Annotated in this window: 15 protein-coding genes; 4 read left to right on the top strand and 11 right to left on the bottom strand. The window is 73.5% G+C overall.

The genetic code is table 11. The features are described 5' to 3' along the window. Window positions 1-25: 25 nt before the first annotated feature. The 9 genes from OG472_RS13340 to OG472_RS13380 form a co-directional block, all read right to left on the bottom strand. On the bottom strand, window positions 26-1084 hold the full coding sequence (locus tag OG472_RS13340; RefSeq protein ID WP_405941463.1) for an aminotransferase class V-fold PLP-dependent enzyme: 1059 nt from the start codon (window positions 1082-1084) through the stop codon (window positions 26-28). 70 nt (window positions 1085-1154) lie between these two features. After that, the gene (locus tag OG472_RS13345) at window positions 1155-1862 is read right to left on the bottom strand and encodes a DsbA family oxidoreductase (RefSeq protein WP_401600819.1); all 708 of its coding nucleotides are present in this window, start codon (window positions 1860-1862) and stop codon (window positions 1155-1157) included. A 172-nt stretch (window positions 1863-2034) separates the two neighbouring features. Then, a complete protein-coding gene (locus OG472_RS13350) occupies window positions 2035-2241 on the bottom strand; it encodes an antitoxin (protein ID WP_362232355.1) in 207 nt (68 codons plus the stop codon). Beyond that, a complete protein-coding gene (locus OG472_RS13355; RefSeq protein ID WP_405941464.1) occupies window positions 2195-2824 on the bottom strand; it encodes a GNAT family N-acetyltransferase in 630 nt (209 codons plus the stop codon). The genes OG472_RS13350 and OG472_RS13355 overlap by 47 nt, the downstream gene beginning before the upstream one ends. 63 nt (window positions 2825-2887) lie before the next feature. After that, the gene (locus tag OG472_RS13360; RefSeq protein ID WP_401600825.1) at window positions 2888-4336 is read right to left on the bottom strand and encodes a peptidoglycan D,D-transpeptidase FtsI family protein; all 1449 of its coding nucleotides are present in this window, start codon (window positions 4334-4336) and stop codon (window positions 2888-2890) included. 62 nt (window positions 4337-4398) lie between these two features. After that, window positions 4399-5052, bottom strand: coding sequence for a response regulator (locus tag OG472_RS13365; RefSeq protein WP_401602423.1), 654 nt, complete (start codon window positions 5050-5052; stop codon window positions 4399-4401). A 128-nt stretch (window positions 5053-5180) separates the two neighbouring features. Next, window positions 5181-6470: a sensor histidine kinase gene (locus OG472_RS13370; protein ID WP_405941465.1), complete on the bottom strand. Its 1290-nt coding sequence runs from the start codon at window positions 6468-6470 to the stop codon at window positions 5181-5183. Further along, window positions 6467-7450: a hypothetical protein gene (locus tag OG472_RS13375; protein WP_405941466.1), complete on the bottom strand. Its 984-nt coding sequence runs from the start codon at window positions 7448-7450 to the stop codon at window positions 6467-6469. The genes OG472_RS13370 and OG472_RS13375 overlap by 4 nt, the downstream gene beginning before the upstream one ends. 94 nt (window positions 7451-7544) lie before the next feature. Next, window positions 7545-8327 (bottom strand): IclR family transcriptional regulator, encoded by a 783-nt coding sequence (locus tag OG472_RS13380; protein WP_361757166.1) that lies wholly within the window; start codon window positions 8325-8327, stop codon window positions 7545-7547. 127 nt (window positions 8328-8454) lie between these two features. On the opposite strand from OG472_RS13380, the gene OG472_RS13385 reads away from it, so the two are divergent. From OG472_RS13385 to OG472_RS13400, 4 genes are all read left to right on the top strand, one after another. Beyond that, on the top strand, window positions 8455-9978 hold the full coding sequence (locus OG472_RS13385; RefSeq protein ID WP_405941467.1) for an aldehyde dehydrogenase (NADP(+)): 1524 nt from the start codon (window positions 8455-8457) through the stop codon (window positions 9976-9978). Between the two features lie 127 nt (window positions 9979-10105). Continuing rightward, entirely contained in the window at window positions 10106-10327 is a 222-nt protein-coding gene (locus tag OG472_RS13390) for a hypothetical protein (RefSeq protein ID WP_401600834.1), read from the top strand. A gap of 62 nt (window positions 10328-10389) precedes the next feature. Continuing rightward, the gene (locus OG472_RS13395) at window positions 10390-11661 is read left to right on the top strand and encodes a TerD family protein (protein ID WP_401602425.1); all 1272 of its coding nucleotides are present in this window, start codon (window positions 10390-10392) and stop codon (window positions 11659-11661) included. Window positions 11662-11763: 102 nt separating this feature from the next. Continuing rightward, the gene (locus OG472_RS13400; protein WP_383569276.1) at window positions 11764-11940 is read left to right on the top strand and encodes a hypothetical protein; all 177 of its coding nucleotides are present in this window, start codon (window positions 11764-11766) and stop codon (window positions 11938-11940) included. A 75-nt stretch (window positions 11941-12015) separates the two neighbouring features. Here OG472_RS13400 and OG472_RS13405 read toward each other — a convergent pair whose 3' ends face one another. Both OG472_RS13405 and OG472_RS13410 read right to left on the bottom strand, forming a co-directional pair. After that, window positions 12016-13455, bottom strand: a complete 1440-nt coding sequence (locus tag OG472_RS13405; RefSeq protein ID WP_401600836.1) for an alkaline phosphatase PhoX — start codon at window positions 13453-13455, stop codon at window positions 12016-12018. Between the two features lie 314 nt (window positions 13456-13769). Beyond that, window positions 13770-15290, bottom strand: coding sequence for a hypothetical protein (locus OG472_RS13410; protein WP_405941468.1), 1521 nt, complete (start codon window positions 15288-15290; stop codon window positions 13770-13772). Between the last annotated feature and the right edge of the window lie 387 nt (window positions 15291-15677).

Genomic DNA, 15677 nt, shown 5'->3' on the forward strand with positions numbered 1-15677 from the left:
GCCCCGCACGTGCGCGCCGTCCGCCTCAGGACGAGGAGAGGACGTCCAGCAGCCGGTCCACGTCCGCCTCCGTGCTGTAGAGGTGGAACGAGGCCCGCAGGGCGCCGGCGCGGGCCGAGGTCGCGATGCCGGCCGCCTGCAGGGCGGGCTGCCGGTCCGCGAGGCCCGGCACCGAGACGATGGCGGCCTCGCCGGGCACGGGCTCGTGGCCGAGGCGGGCGAGTCCGGCCCGGTAGCGGGCGGCGAGGGCGGTGTCGTGGGCGTGGATGGCGTCGATGCCGATCCGCTCGATCAGGGCCAGCGAGGCTTCGGCCGCGTGGTAGGCGAGGAAGGCCGGGGACTCGTCGAACCGCCTTGCTCCGTGGGCCAGTTGCGAGATCGGCCCGTAGGTGGCGTCCCACATGGACTCGGCCGCCACCCAGCCGGCGTGCAGCGGGGTCAGGGTGGGCTGGGCCTCCTGTGACACGGTCAGGAACGAGGCCCCGCGGACGGCGAGCAGCCATTTGAAGCCGACGGCGACCGTGTAGTCGTAGGGCGAGGCGTCGAAGGGCAGCCAGCCCACGGCCTGGGACGCGTCCACGAGCATCCGGGCCCCGTGCGCCGTCGTCGCCGCGCGCACCGCGGGCAGGTCGGCGATCCGCCCGTCCGCGGACTGTACGGCGCTCAGCGAGACCAGGGCGGTGTCCGGGCCGACGGCCTCGGCGAGGGACTCCAGCGGCGCGAAGCGGACCTTGAGGTCGTCCCGCACCACGAAGGGGTTGATCACGGAGGAGAAGTCGCCCTCCGGGCACAGGACTTCGGCGCCGGGCGGGAGCGAGGCCGCGACGAGGCCGACGTGGGTGGAGACGGCCGAGCCGACGGCCACCCGCTCGGCGTCCACTCCGACGAGGCGGGCGAAGGCGGCCCGGGAGCGGTTCACGCGGTCGAAGTCGCCGAAGCCGGTGGGGGCGCCGGCCCCCGCCGCCTCGGCCAGCTCCCGTACGGCCGCGACGGCGGAACGCGGGAGCACCCCGCAGGTGGCGGTGTTGAGGTAGGTGGTGGAGTGGGCGAACTCGGCACGGGTCGCTTCGTCGAGAAGATCCATGCCGTCAACTCTGCGACAGGAACAACCCAAAGTCCATTGCCGAGTTATCTACTCCCACCCCAAGTCATCCTTATGCCTGCGGGACGGCGCAGGCCCCGTCCGGCTCGCACGCCTCCGCCTCGGCGGCCGGCTCCTCGATCTCCCGCCCCGCCCATGCCTGCTCCAGGGCCCGGGTGAACACCTCGGCCGGCTGCCCGCCGGAGATTCCGTAGCGGCGGTCGAGGACGAAGAACGGCACGGCGTTCGCGCCCAGCTCTGCAGCCTCGCGCTCGTCGGCCCGCACCTCGGCGGCGTAGGCGGAGTCGTCGGCGAGCACGGCACGCGCCTCGGCCTCGTCCAGCCCGGCCTCGACGGCGAGCGCGACCAGCACCTCGGGGTCGAAGACGGAGCGCTCCTCGCCGAAGTTGGCCCGGTAGGCGAGGTCGAGCAGCTCCTCCTGCCGGCCGCGGGCACCGGCCAGGTGCAGCAGCCGGTGGATGTCGAAGGTGTTGCCGTGGTCGCGGCCGTCGGTCCGGTACTCCAGCCCCTCGGCGCGGGCGCTGGCCGCCACATGCTCCTCCATGCCCCGCGCCTCGTCGAGGGTGCGGCCGTACTTCTTGGCGAGCATCTCCAGGACGGGTGCGGTGACCCCCTTGGCACTGCCCGGGTCGAGCTCGAAGGACCGGAACACGACCTCCACCTCGTCACGGTGCGCGAACTCGGCCAGCCCCTTCGTGAAACGGGCCTTGCCGATGTAGCACCAGGGGCAGGCGATGTCGCTCCAGATCTCGACGCGCATGATCCTTCTTCTCTCCGGGGTCGGGGGACAAAACGGTTTCCCCTTCAACCACCCGCTGCCCCGTCTCATTCCCCGGACACGGCGGGGAGCGGACGTGCGGGCAGGGTGCGGGGACCGCGCCGCAAGTGAACGGGCGCGGTCCCCGTGGGCATGCGGGTCCGGAGGCGGCTCGTCAGCGCTGGGGCGGTCGGGGGTCCCCGGGGGCGGGGGGCTCGTTGCCGCCGATCTGCTCGTTGAGCTTCTGCTGCGCCGTGTCGACCTGGCTCTGGTATTTGTTCCCGGTCTTCGCGTCGAAGGCGTCTCCGGCCTTCTCGACTCCTTGGCGGGCCTGGTCAGGGTGTCCCTTGATCAGGTCTTTGAGCTTGTCGAGCATGGACATGGGGCGTCCTCTCTACGGAATGCCGGTCGCTTCCAGCTTCTCCGCGAAGGCCGGTGTCCGCACCCGGAGCGTCCGCGGACCCCCCGGTCGAGTCCTCTGCGGGCGGCGGACCGATCTGGAGCCAGAGGGTGCGGTGGGTGCCCGCGTGCGGGGTGGAGGGGTCCGGGCGCCAGCCGTGGGTGGCGTAGAAGGCCTGGGCGCGGAGGTTGTGCGCGTAGACCTCCAGGCGGACCCGGCTGACCCCGGTGCGGCGCCACACGTCGAGGCAGGCGGCGTGCAGGGCGGCTCCGGTGCCGCGGCGCCAGTGGACCGGGTCGACGTGGAGCTGGGTGAGCGTGGTCTCGCCGCCCTCCGTACGGAAGGCGGCGACGCCGGTGAGCCGGCCGTCCTGCTCGGCGCAGAGCACCGCGCCCTCGGCGGGGTCGCGGGCGACGGCCCGGGACCAGCCCTCGCGCGTCCGGTGGAACTCCACGTCACCCGCGTAGGCCTGTTCGGGGATGTGGCCCCGGTAGTACGTGGCCCGGGCCCGCGTGTGCAGGGCGGCGATGGCGTCGAGGTCTGCGGGCTCCGCGGCTCTGATCACGGGAAGGGGAACGCGCCGGGAACCCGGGCGGTTCCCGGCGCGTGGACTGCGAAGCCCGCGTGGCTACTTCTTCAGCCACGCCTCCATCATCTTCTGGGCGATGGGGGCGGCCAGCCTGCCGCCGCCGATCTCGGAGCGGTCGGTGTCCGAGTTCTCGATCACCACGGCGACCGCGATCTGCTTGCCGCCCAGCTTGCCGTACGAGGTGAACCAGGCCAGCGGTGCGAGGCTGTTGTTGACGCCGCGCTGGGCGGTACCGGTCTTGCCGCCCACCTCGGCGCCCGCCACCTGGGCCGGCTTGCCGCCGCCCTCGGTGGCGACCGTGCGCATGGCGTCCCGGATCATCGAAGCGGTCTTCTCGCTCATGACCTGCTGGGACTTCGGGTCCTTGAAGCTCTCCAGCACGTCGCCGTTGCCGTCGGTGACCTCGGAGACCATGTGCGGGGCGACGAGCTTGCCGCCGTTCTCGATCGCGGCCGTCACCATCGCCATCTGCAGCGGGGTGGCCTGCACGTCGAACTGGCCGATACCCGTCTGCGCGACCTGGTCGACCGACATCTTCTTCGACGGGTACTTGCTCGGCGGGTTGGTGCGGACCGGGGTGTCGATCTGCACGTTGAATCCGAGCTTCTCGGCCGTCGCGCGCATCTTGTCCTGGCCGAGCTTGGAGGCGAGCTCGGCGAAGACGTTGTTGCAGGACAACCGCAGGGCGGTGCGCACGGAGGCGTTGTTGCAGGCCGCGGAGCCCGCCTCGCTGGGCAGCAGGGTGCGGGTGCCGGGGATCGTGTACGGGTCGGCGATGCCGGTCGGCTGGTCGAGGTTGCCCACGAGGCCGTTCTCGATGGCCGCGGCGAGGGTGACCAGCTTGAAAGTGGAGCCGGGCGCCTGGGGCTTGCGCAGCGCCACGTTCTCCAGGGCCTTGCCCTTGTCCGCGGAGAGTTCGGTCCAGGCCTTCTCGTCGTTGGCGCCGGCGATGCTGCCCGGGTCGAAGGAGGGGTTGTTCACCACGGCGAGGACCTCGCCGGTCGCGGGGTCGATGGCCACGGCGGCGCCCTGCTTGCCCTGGAGCGCGTCGTAGGCGGCCTTCTGCACGCCCTTGTCGATCGTGGTCAGGACGTTGCCGGGGGCGGCCCGCTTGTTGGTGAGCATGTCCATCACGGTCTTCAGCCGGCTGTCCGAACCGTTGAGGACGTTCTTGTAGATGCCCTCCAGCAGGGTCGTGCCATAGGCCTGGGAGCTGTACCCGGTGATCGGCGCGTAGAGGGGGCCGTCGACATACGTCCGCTTGTAGCCGAAGTCCTTGCCGCCCGTCTTCACCGAGCCGGTGATCGCCTCCCCGCCCACGATGATGTTCCCCAGCGGGTTCTCGTACTGCCCGATGAGGTTCCGGCGGTTGTGCTTGTCGTCTGCGAGGGCCTGGCCTTGGTATGCCTGCACCCAGGTGACGCGGACCAGCAGGGCCAGCACCAGAAGCAGACAGAAGACCGACGCACGCCTGATCGTCTTGTTCATCCCCCAGAAGGACGTCCCGGCGACCCCAGCCGTTCCGCTCTGCCCCGATTGTGGCGGGGTTCTCAGCTTTTCTTCATGATGAAGCCCCCCTCGTACGCCGCGATGACCGCCTGGGTGCGGTCGCGGGAGCCGGTCTTGGTGAGGACCGCCGCGACGTGCGTCTTGACCGTCTGCGGTCCGACCCCGAGGCGCTCGCTCATCTCGTGGTTGGACAGTCCGGTGGCCATCAGCCGCAGTACGTCGGCCTCGCGGTCGGTGAGCCGGGCCACCCAGGGCGCGGTGGCGGGCGGGGCGCCGCCGGCCGTGTGGGCGGCGGCGAGGGAGCGCACCGCGGCGGGGAAGAGCAGCGAGTCGCCGCGGGCGACGAGCCGGACCGCGCCGATCAGCTCGTCGGGGTCGGCGCGCTTGAGGAGGAAGCCCACGGCTCCCGCCCGCAGCGCGTCGTAGACGTAGGCGTCGTTCTCGAAGGTGGTGACGACCACGATCCGGGGCGGCGCGGCCATGGTGGCGAGGATCTGCTCGGTGGCCCGGATCCCGTCGATCTCGGGCATCCGGACGTCCATCAGCACCACGTCCGGGGCCAGTGAGCGCACCAGCGGGACGGCTTCGGCGCCGGTGGCGGCCTCGCCGACGACCTGCAGGTCGGGCTCGGCCTCCAGGATGACCCGCAGCGCGGTGCGGACCATCCGCTCGTCGTCGCAGAGCACGATCCGCAGCGGCGGACGGCCCGCCGGGATCGGCGGGGCGGGCGGGGCGGGCGGAGTCGGCGGGATCGCCCCGGTGGGCGGGGTCGGCGGGGTCGGCGGGGTCGCCCCAGTGGGCGGAGTCGGCGGGGTCGGTGCGCTCATCGGTCGCCTCCGGCGAGCGGGAGGACGGCCCGCAGCCGCCACTGGTCCTCGTACGGGCCGGCCTCGACGCTGCCGCCGAGCAGTGCGGCCCGTTCCGCCGAGCCGGTCAGTCCCCGGCCCCCGGTGGTGCGGGGCTCCCCTTGGCCGGGGGCGGCGGGCGCATTGGTCATGATGATCTCCAGTTCGCGGTGTCCGCTCTCGTGGCCGGCCCGTACCCGGATCCGCAGATCCACCGGGCCGGTGCCGTGGCGGAGGGCGTTGCTGAGTCCCTCCTGGACTATCCGGTACGCCTCGCGGGAGGCGATCGCCGGAAGCCCTGTCCAGTCCCCGCCGGGGCCGGGGTCCTGGTGCGCGGTGATGGTGGTGCCGGCCGCCCTGGTGCGGGCCAGCAGTCCGTCGAGGTCGGCGCCGAGGGTCGGGGCCGGTGCCGCGTCCGGCCGGGCCGGGTCCCCGTCCCGCAGCAGGCCCAGTACGGCGTCCAGCTCGCCCACCGTCCGCCGGGTGGTGTCCTCGATCGCGGCCAGCGCCTCCCGTACGAACTCGGGGTCCCGCTCCAGCATCCGCCGGGCGGCGACCGCCTGGAGGGTGACGGCGCTCAGCGCGTGCCCGACCGCGTCGTGCAGCTCCCGGGCCAGCCGGTTGCGCACGGCCAGGTCCGCGGCCCGCTCCTCGGCGGCGGCCAGCCGGTCCGCCGCCGTCGGCCCGAGGAGTACGGGCGCCATCCGGGCCAGCAGCGCCCCGGCCCCGGCGGCGCACAGGACGAGCCCGCCCAGCAGACCGATCCCGATCAGGGGGGCCACGTACGGATCGGCCTCGGAGGTGAACCAGCCCAGTCCGAGCTCGGCCTCACGCAGTCCGCTCACGAGCGGCAGCGTGATCAGCAGCACCGCCATGGGCGGTACGGCGAGGGTCATCCCGCTGATCACCGCGCCGACCCCCAGGTGCAGGGTCCACCAGGCGGAGGTCCGCCCCCGCGCGGCCCAGGACCGCGCCGGCCCTTCCGCCAGCTGCTCCCCCGGCACCCCGCACATGGCCCGGACCGCGGCCACGGACAGCGGCCGGACCAGCCCGAAGACGGCGGTCACCGCGACCAGCGGCAGGGCCGCCGCATAGGCGGCGAGGGTCAGCGGGAAGGAGTTGAGGGCATTGGCCCCGCCGGCCGCCATACCGACCCCCACCTGGGTGAGGAGGAAGTACGGCATCAGCAGCGCCCCGCCGAGGATCAGGTGGATCCAGCGCAGCCGGGCCCGCGAGCCCAGCAGCCGGCCCGGAGCGCCGCGCTTCATCCTTCGCGGCGGGATATGAGGAAGCGGGTGAGGACGGCGGCGGCGAGCGATCCGGTGATCATCTGGCCAGCGTAGGCCAACAGGACTGCGGAGGAAGGTCCTTCACCACCGTCCAGCTGCGGTCCCAGCGAAGCGACCAGCACCCAGGCCCCCCAGGTCAGCGCCGCGCCCGCCCCGATCCAGGCGAGGGCGAGCGGCCACCGCGCCCGGAGCCCCCCGCCACGGGCCAGCAGCAGCGCCCCCGCCCCGGCGGCGAGCGCGCACATCCCGTGGACCGCGGACACCACACCCGTCTCCGCGGAGTGCGCGGCCGCCTGTTCGGCACCCAGTCCGGCCGTGCCGCCGAAGGCCCAGTACGCGTACACCGCCGCGACCGCCAGGCCGGCGGTGGCCGCGGCCGCCGCCACCACCCCCGTGGATGACGGCAGCCGCGCCCCCGTCCCGCCCTGCCACAGCCGGCCCCAGCGCTCTCGCGCGTAGGGCACGAACAGCCCGGCCAGGGCGAGTCCTTGGACCATGAAGCCGCCGTAGACCACGTTGAACACCCAGGGGTCCAGGAACGGCTCGCGCGCGGCCGCCGCGGCCGGGCCCTCCCCGAAACCGAGCGCCCGTATGAGCAGTTGGCCCGGGAACGCCGTGACGATCGGGGTCAGCAGTCCCGTGGCCACGAAGACGGGGACGGCCAGCAGCCAGGCGGGCACTCGTATGCCCCAGGGCCTGGTGAGCACCAGGACGAGCAGGATGACGCTCGCGTCCATGGCCAGCGTGACGGAATTGGCCGCGATAAAGAACGGCCCGGGCTCCAGCAGCACGCTGCCGTCCGTTATACCGGTCCGGCTCCCGGACAGCCAGGCGGTCTTCAGCGCCAGGTACGGCACGGTGGCCGCGATGGCCACCGCCCCCAGGGTCCGCCGCCCGGCCCCCGGAGCGGGGGCCGGCGGCCTCGTCGCGTACGCCGTCCGAACGGCTCGTGTGCTCATGACCCAACGGTCCCGCGCCGACCGCCCCCGCCACCTCCCCCTCAAAGGGGAACCACCTCCCCCGCGCGGGGGAGGAACCACCCGCACCGCCGCGTCACATGCGGCGCGTCACCACCGACAGCCGGTCCCGTGCCTCGAACAGCGCCGCCTTGATGACCTGTTCGTGCCCCGCCGTCAGCCGGGCCACCGGCACCGAGCAGCTCACCGCGTCCCGGGCCGGCGTCCGGTACGGGACCGCCACGCCGAAACAGCGCAGCCCGAGCGTGTTCTCCTCCCGGTCCACCGCGTACCCCTGCTCCCGCACCAGCGCCAGCTCCTCGACGAGCTGCTCCCGGTCGGTGATGGTGTGCTCGGTGACCGCCTCCAGCCGCCGGGGCAGCAGCCTCCGTACCTCTTCGTCCGTGTGCGTGGCCAGCAGCGCCTTGCCGAGCGCCGTCGAGTGCACGGGGAGCCGCCGCCCGACCCGGGTGAAGGGCCGCAGGTAGTGCTGGGACTGCCGGGTGGCGAGGTACACCACGCTCGTCCCGTCCATCCGCGCCAGGTGGATGGTCTCCGTCGTGTCGTCGGAGAGGCGGTCCAGAGTGGGCCGGGCGGCGGCGACCACCTCGTCGCCGTCGATGTACGAACTTCCGACCAGCAGGGCCCGTACGCCGATTCCGTACCGCGTGCCCGTCGCGTCCGTCTCCACCCACCCCAGGTTCACCAGCGTGCGCAGCAGCATGTAGAGGCTGGACTTGGGCAGGTCGAGGTCGTGCTGGATGTCCGCCAGGCTGTGCAGCCCCGGCCGCGCCGCGAAGTGCTCCAGCAGCAGGACGGTCCGTACCGCCGATTTGACCGGCGCCGCCGCAACCGGGATCCCCGACTCGGTCGTCGTCATACGCCTGCTTCCCCTCTGGTCGCCTCTTGTCACGCGGAGGACGCGGAAATAGAGTCCGCAGCAGATGTGATCATTCATCCACCGGAACCGCGTTCAGAATACTGAACGATCCAGGAGGCAGTGGGCCATGACAACGACACCAGTCTGGAGTGTGGACCCCCGCACCGGGAAGCAGCGCGAGCAGGTTGCGGTGGAGGCCACGCCCCAGGAGGTGGCCGAAACCGTACGGGCGGCCCACGCGGCCCGTGGCGCACTCGCCGACGCCACCGTCCGCGCCGCCTTCCTGCGCACCGCCGCCGCGCTGCTCGACGAGTCCGCCGCCCACGTCATCGAGGCCGCCGACGCCGAGACGGCTCTCGGCCCGGGCCGGCTCACCGGCGAACTGGCGCGTACCACCGGCCAGCTGCGCGCCTTCGCCGAGGCGGTCGACGAGGGCGCCTACCTCGACATCCGGATCGACCGCGCCGACCCCTCCCTCAGTCCGCCCCGCCCCGAACTGCGCCGCTACAAGGTCCCGCTCGGCGTGGTCGCGGTCTACGCCGCCTCCAACTTCCCGCTCGCCTTCTCCGTCCCTGGCGGTGACACCGCGAGCGCGCTGGCGGCCGGCTGCCCGGTGGTCGTCAAGGCGCACCCCGACCACCCCGCCACCTCCGAACTGTGCGCCTCGCTGCTGCGCCGGGCGGCGGCCTCCGTCGGACTTCCGGCCGAAGTGGTGAGCGTGGTCCACGGGTTCGACGCCGGCCTGGAGCTGATCCGCCACCCGCTGGTGGCCGCCGCCGGATTCACCGGTTCCATCCGGGGCGGGCGGGCACTGTTCGACGCGGCTGCCGCCCGGCCCGTGCCGATCCCCTTCCACGGCGAGCTGGGCTCCCTCAACCCCGTCGTGGTCACCCCGGCCGCGGCCGCCGAGCGCGCCGAGGAGATCGGCGCCGGGCTGGCGGGCTCGGTCACCCTCGGCCTCGGCCAGTTCTGTGTGAAGCCCGGGCTGGTGCTGGTCCCCGAGGGCCCGGCTGGCGACCGCCTCACCGGCGCGCTCACCAAGGCGCTCGGGGAGACCGAGCCCGGGGTGCTGCTCGACCACCGGATGCGGGAGAACTTCGTCTCCGGGGTGCGCGAGCGGGCCGGGCTGCCCGGCGTCGACGCGCCCGTCACCCCGGGCTCCGGCGGGGAGCACACCGTCGGCGCGGGCTACCTGACCGTGCGGGCGGGGGACCTGCTCGGGGGCGGCGCCCACGACCTGCTCCTGGAGGAGTGCTTCGGCCCGGTCACCGTCGTCGTGCGGTACGCCGACCAGGGCGAGGCCGGCGCGGTGCTCGGCCGGCTCCCCGGGAACCTGAGCGCCACGCTCCAGCTGTCGGCCGCCGAGACGGAGGGCGCACCGGGCCCGGCCGCCGAGCTGATCGGGCAGGTCACGGAGCTGGCGGGCCGGATCGTGGTCAACGGCTGGCCGACCGGCGTGGCGGTGGCCCCGGCCCAGCACCACGGCGGCCCCTACCCGGCGGCGACCTCGCACTCCACCTCGGTGGGCGGAACCGCGATCGAGCGCTGGCTGCGGCCGGTGGCCTACCAGTCCGTGCCGGACGCACTCCTTCCGGCGGAACTGCGCGAGGCCAATCCGCTGGGGCTGCCGCGCCGGGTCACGGGCGACTGAGCGCAGGGCGTACCCGGCCGGGGGGCGTAACCCCGGCCGGGACGCGCCCAGGCCGGGACGCGCCCAGGCGGGGCCACCACCCGTAAACCCGTTGCCCGCCCCGCTCGCGGCGGGCAGGCTGCGCCCCATGCCGAAGCCGCACGGATTCACGTACGAGGCACTCGGCGCCCAGTGCCTCGTCATCACCCACCAGGGCCGCACCGCCGCCACCCTGCGCGGGGCCCGGGCGGAGAAGTTCCTCGCCGAGGTGGAGTCCGGCGACGCGCAGCTGGTCATGGCCCGCTGGACCGGCTCGTACAAGTTCGGCAACGAGCGCGCGGCGCGGAACCATCCCCGCAACCGGCGCTGAAATCTCGCGCGAGGGTAAGGGAACGGCAAAGCCCCTCCGGTCGTTCTCCGGGCATGACCGCTATGACCCCTGGTTCCAACCTGCCGCTCAACACCGTCCGCGTGACGGTGGACGTGGCTGCGCCGGTGCGGCTCGACGTATCGGCCCTGCTCCTGACGGCCGACGGCAAGGTGCGCTCCGACGCCGACTTCATCTTCTTCAACCAGCCCTCCGGCCCCGGTGTCAGCTACCGGTCCGGTGGCGGTGCGGCGCCGGACTCGATCACGGTGGACACCGGCGCGGTGCCGCCGGGCATCGAGCGGATCGTGGTCACGGCCAGCCCCGACGCCGCCGGGCAGAGCTTCCAGGGCATCGAGCCCACGGCCACCGTGCGGGGCGCCGACGGCGGCACGGTGATCGCCTCCTTCACCCCGCCGCAGCTGGGCACCGAGACGGCGCTCGTCGTCGTCGAGATCTACCTGCGCGGCGGCGTGTGGAAGGTGCGCGCGGTCGGCCAGGGGTATGCGAACGGCCTCGCCGGCATCGCCACCGACTTCGGGGTCTCCGTGGAGGACGAGCCGGCTCCCGCGGCCGCCGCCGTCACTCCGCCCGTCGCCCCGGCACCTCCCGCGCCGCCCGCGCCCCCCGCCCCGCCGGTCTCCTACCCGCCCTCCCCCTGGCTCGGCGGCGCCACGACCCCGGCCGCCCCCGTCACCCCCGCCGCGCCGGTCCCGGCGGCGGCGCCCGCCGCACCCCCGGCCGCCCCGCCCGGCACCGGGAAGATCAACCTCGACAAGGGCCGGGTCAGCCTCCAGAAGAACCAGACCGTCTCCCTGGTCAAGGGCGGCCGCCCGCTGCTCTCCCAGGTGAAGATGGGCCTGGGCTGGGAGCCCGCCTTCGGCGGCCGGGACATCGACCTCGACGCCTCCGTCATCGCGTACGGCCCCCAGCGCAACCACATCGACAGCTGCTACTTCGGCAAGCTGTCCATCCTGGGCGGCTCCGTCAAGCACTCGGGGGACAACCTCACCGGTGAGGGCGCGGGCGACGACGAGGTGATCGTCGTGGACCTCGGCCGGCTCCCCGCCGAGGCCACGGGCCTGGTCTTCACGGTCAACTCCTTCTCCGGCCAGAAGTTCACCGAGGTGGCGAAGGCCTACTGCCGCCTGATCGACGCGGCGAGCGGCGAGGAGCTGGTGCGCTTCGACCTGACCTCCGCCGAGCCGCAGACCGGCGTGATGATGGCCAAGCTGATCAAGCAGTTCAGCGGCGAGTGGGAGATGACGGCCATGGGCGAGTTTGTGAAGTCGCGCACAGTGCGCGGCATGGTCAAGCCCGCCGCGCAGGCACTCTGAGCAGGTGGGCGGGCACCGGCAGCCACGGCGGCGCATCCCGGGTGATGGATGCCACGCGTAATCCGTACGTTGCTGTCAGTGCCCGCCCGTAGCCTTGAAACCATGCACCAGACACTCACACCCGCGGGACCCGCCCGCCCGTCCGCCGCCGAGGCGAACGAGGCGATACGGCTCCTCGTCGAGACCCGGGTGGACGGCGAGTGGCCCTCGGCGGCGTATGAGTTCCTGCTCACCGAGTGGGCCGACGGCTCGCGCGCGGAGGTTTCCGCAGGCCAGTGAGCGCGGGCGCCCAGGCGCCCGCGCCATGCCCGTACGAGCGCTCGCGCCCGTGGGGCCGCCCGGGCTCCGCCCGCGTCAGTGGCCGCGCCGCCACGGCCCGGTGATGGCCAGCATGATGCCCGGGCTCTGGATGTTGGCGAACAGCGTCCGCCCGTCCGGGGAGAAGCAGACACCGGTGAATTCGGAGTACTCCGGCTCCTCGGCCGACCCGATGTTCAGCTCGTTGCGCGCCAGCGGGTAGGTACGGCCCGAGTCGGTCGCGCCGAACAGGTGCTGCAGCCCCGAGCCGTCCTCGGCGATGACCAGCCCTCCGTACGGCGACACGGTGATGTTGTCCGGGCCGTCGTAGCCGCCGTCCACCGACGGATCCGCGTTGACACCGATCAGGACGGTCAGCCGGACCGTGCGCCGCTTCGGGTCGTAGAACCACACCTGGCCGTCGTGCGCCGCGCCCGGGCTCTCCGCACGGGCGTAGGAGGAGACGAAGTACGCGCCTCCGTCGGCCCACCACATGCCCTCCAGCTTGCGCCCGCGCGTCACCACCCCGTCCGCGAACTGCTTGCGCACCGAAACGGTCCGGGCGTCACGGTCCTGGACGTCCACCCAGTCGACCCCGTAGACGGTGCCGATCTTCGTGGCGCGCGAGAAGTCGTCGACGAACCGGCCCGAGCTGTCGATGCACTTGGCGGCCTGCAGCACGCCGGCGTCGGCGGCGAGCGTACGGAGCCTGCCGCGCCCGTGGTGGAAGCCGCGGGGCGGGGTCCAGCGGTAGAGCAGCCCGTTGGGGCCGGAGGCGTCCTCGGTCAGGTACGCGTGGCCCTGGCGCGGGTCGATGACCACGGCCTCGTGGTCGTAGCGGCCGAAGGCCTTGACCGGGCGCGGGTCGCGGTTGGCGCGCCGGTCGTGCGGGTCGACCTCGAAGACGTAGCCGTGGTCCTTGGTCATGCCGTTCTTGCCGGCGAGGTCGGAGTTCTCCTCGCAGGTCAGCCAGGTGCCCCAGGGGGTGGAGCCGCCCGCGCAGTTGGTGGACGTACCGGCGATGCCCACCCATTCGGCGACCTCGCCGCCGCGCCGGACCTCGACGACCGTGCAGCCGCCGGCCGCGGCCGGGTCGTAGACCAGGCCCTCGGTGAGCGGGACGGGGTGGGCCCAGCCCGAACGGGGGCCCTTGAGCTCGTGGTTGTTGACGAGGAGGGTGACTCCTCGGTGGCCCTCGAAGGCGGCGGTCCCGTCGTGGTTGGACGGGGTGCTCTCGCCGGACTCCAGCGTGGTGACCCCGCTGTGGGTGATCACGCGGTACTTGAACCCGGCGGGGAGCGCGAGGATGCCCGCCGGGTCGGGGACGAGCGGGCCGTAGCCGGGCTCGCAGGGCCGTCCGTGCTCGTCCCGGCGGGTGCTGTCGTCGGCCGCCAGCGCTCCCGGAGCGGTGGCGAGGGCGCCGACCGTCCCGGTGAGCGCGACTCCCGCGCCGGCGATGACGGTGCGGGCGGTGAAGTCTCTACGGCTGAGCGGCATCGGTTCTCCTGGGGTGGGGAGGTGGTGCGCCTGTCGTGCGGTCGTCGGCGCACACGCTCTCGCCCGCACGTGAACGGCGGCTGAACTACCCACGAAGAGGATCAGTCCCCTTGCCGGAGGCCGGAATGGCCAACTCCGGCCGCAGGAACGGCGCATTGTCACTACCCCGGCCGGGGCGCCCGGGATTCCGGGGCCGCCCGGCCCCACCGGCCACGCCAACCCCACCGGCCCCCACGGGCCACGTCGGCCAACCCCACCGGCCACCGCCACCGCCCCCACTGCTACGCCACCGCTGCCCACCACCACCGCTCGGCTCAGGGGCGGCGGGAACGTGCCTTGAACGCGGCCTTGCGGGCCTCCTTCGCCGCCTTCTTGTCCGGGTGCAGCCGGCCCATCGCCTCCAGGACGTACGCCGTCGCCGGGTGCTCCACCCGCCACACCTGATCGAAGAACCCCGCGTGATGGGCCGTCAGCGTCTCCATCAGGAGCGGCAGCTCCTCCGTCTCCCCGTCGGCGGCCAGCTGCGCCGCGATCGTGTCGACCGTCAGCCAGAACACCATCTCCGGGTCCGGCGCCGGTACGTCGGCCACCCCGCGCTCCGCCAGCCAGACCCGGGCGAGTCCGCCGAGCTCCGCGTCGTCCAGCACCGCGCGGACCGCCGGCTCGGCCTCCGGCCCGGCCGGCGCCAGGGCCTGCTGGCACCGGAGGCGGCGCAGCGGGCCGGCCTCGTCGTCCCCGCGTGCGGCGGCCAGCAGTTCGGCGACCGCTGCGGGCAGTTCGCGGCCGGCCAGCCACTGTTCGATCTCGGCCTGGGCGGCGTTCTCGGGGTAGAAGGAGACCGCGTCGAGCAGTGCGTCGGCGCCCTTGTCGGCCAGTTCGCCGACGGCGGGGGCCTCGACCCCGGCCTCCAGCATGCGGGCCCGGATCCCGTACAGGCCGAGCGGGGTGAGGCGGACCATGCCGTAGCGGGAGACGTCCTCGTCGTCCACGGCGGCCGGGCCGCCCGCCTGGGCGGCGCCGGCGGCGATCTCCGCTTCGTCGGCCTCCGCCATCAGCTCCTCGTCGACGGGCCGGAACTCGACCAGCCCGATCGGCTCCAGCTGGCTGAACTGGTCGTCGAGGCGCATCATCGCGTCCGAGACTTGCTCCAGCACGGCGTCGGTGGGCTCGCCCATGTCGTCGGGGACGACCATCGACGCGGCGAGCACCGGCAGCGGAACCGGCCGGTCCGCCGCTCCCCCCTCGGTGACGGTGAGCAGGTAGAGGTTGGCCAGGACCCCGTCGAGGAAGTCCGCCTCGCGGCCCGGGTTCCAGTCCAGCCGGTCGAAGTCGACCTCGCCGCCCGCGTCCAGCGCGTCGACGAGGCCGTCCAGGTCGGGCACCGCCGCGTCGGCGAGCACCGTGTCCAGGGCCGCCAGCCACAGGTCGAGCACGTCGCCGGGCGCACCTCTCGTCACCAGCGCCAGGTCCTCGCCGGGCGCGGCCGTGCCGAACCGCTCCTCGCCGCCCTGCCCGGCCCCGGGGCCGCCGGCCGGACCGGCGTCCTCCTCCGGCTCCGTCACGTCGACCAGGCCGGTGTCCACGGCCACCCGCCAGGCCTGGCTCGCGTACCCGGCGGAGTCCGCGTCGGCGGCGTCGAGGCCGAGGACCGTGACGGCCTCCGGCAGCTGGTCCGCGACGAGTTCACCGCCGATGCCGACGCGCGTCCCGGGTCCGGCCCAGCGGGCGAGGCGTACGGCGCGCGCGAACAGCGGGGCGACGAGGGCGTCGCGCGCCAGTTCCGCGTCGGAGTGCAGCCGTACCGGCGGCAGCGTGGGGTGCGACTCTGCGGACATGGTGCTGTTCTCCTCGCGGACGCGGTGGGGCCGGGCGCGCAGCCGGGCCGGCGGGCCGTGACGACCGATTGGTCCGTCATGTGCGCGCGGACATCGGCGACATGGCCGACATGGCAGGCAGGCCGGCGCAGGGCAGATGTGGCGCAGATGACAGCGGTGGCCGTCGTTCGGCGCTCCAGCGTAGACGCATTTCGGGACCATCCGGCGGTCCATCACCTTTGGTTCATCCCACAGTCAGCTGTCGTATTCCCTGGAGGGCTTGACAACTTTGCTGGCCACACAGGAAATTGACGCGCGTAGATGTATCGGGAGCGGCACGCCTCCCGCAGATCTCGCTGCGACCCCGCTGCCGCGCCCCTCCTTTCCCTCTCCCACACCGGAGTTCCT

The organism is Streptomyces sp. NBC_00207 (genome assembly GCF_045160965.1).
Lineage (GTDB): Bacteria > Actinomycetota > Actinomycetes > Streptomycetales > Streptomycetaceae > Streptomyces.

What these genes read in the sequence shown, in the direction of transcription:
- OG472_RS13410 (WP_405941468.1), bottom strand. Translation starts at nt 15,290, where the DNA reads ATGTCCGCAGAGTCGCACCCCACGCTGCCGCCGGTACGGCTGCACTCC.
- OG472_RS13385 (WP_405941467.1), top strand. Translation starts at nt 8,455, where the DNA reads ATGACAACGACACCAGTCTGGAGTGTGGACCCCCGCACCGGGAAGCAG.
- OG472_RS13375 (WP_405941466.1), bottom strand. Translation starts at nt 7,450, where the DNA reads ATGAGCACACGAGCCGTTCGGACGGCGTACGCGACGAGGCCGCCGGCC.
- OG472_RS13400 (WP_383569276.1), top strand. Translation starts at nt 11,764, where the DNA reads ATGCACCAGACACTCACACCCGCGGGACCCGCCCGCCCGTCCGCCGCC.
- OG472_RS13405 (WP_401600836.1), bottom strand. Translation starts at nt 13,455, where the DNA reads ATGCCGCTCAGCCGTAGAGACTTCACCGCCCGCACCGTCATCGCCGGC.
- OG472_RS13345 (WP_401600819.1), bottom strand. Translation starts at nt 1,862, where the DNA reads ATGCGCGTCGAGATCTGGAGCGACATCGCCTGCCCCTGGTGCTACATC.
- OG472_RS13340 (WP_405941463.1), bottom strand. Translation starts at nt 1,084, where the DNA reads ATGGATCTTCTCGACGAAGCGACCCGTGCCGAGTTCGCCCACTCCACC.
- OG472_RS13390 (WP_401600834.1), top strand. Translation starts at nt 10,106, where the DNA reads ATGCCGAAGCCGCACGGATTCACGTACGAGGCACTCGGCGCCCAGTGC.
- OG472_RS13395 (WP_401602425.1), top strand. Translation starts at nt 10,390, where the DNA reads ATGACCCCTGGTTCCAACCTGCCGCTCAACACCGTCCGCGTGACGGTG.
- OG472_RS13370 (WP_405941465.1), bottom strand. Translation starts at nt 6,470, where the DNA reads ATGAAGCGCGGCGCTCCGGGCCGGCTGCTGGGCTCGCGGGCCCGGCTG.
- OG472_RS13350 (WP_362232355.1), bottom strand. Translation starts at nt 2,241, where the DNA reads ATGTCCATGCTCGACAAGCTCAAAGACCTGATCAAGGGACACCCTGAC.
- OG472_RS13360 (WP_401600825.1), bottom strand. Translation starts at nt 4,336, where the DNA reads ATGAACAAGACGATCAGGCGTGCGTCGGTCTTCTGTCTGCTTCTGGTG.
- OG472_RS13380 (WP_361757166.1), bottom strand. Translation starts at nt 8,327, where the DNA reads ATGACGACGACCGAGTCGGGGATCCCGGTTGCGGCGGCGCCGGTCAAA.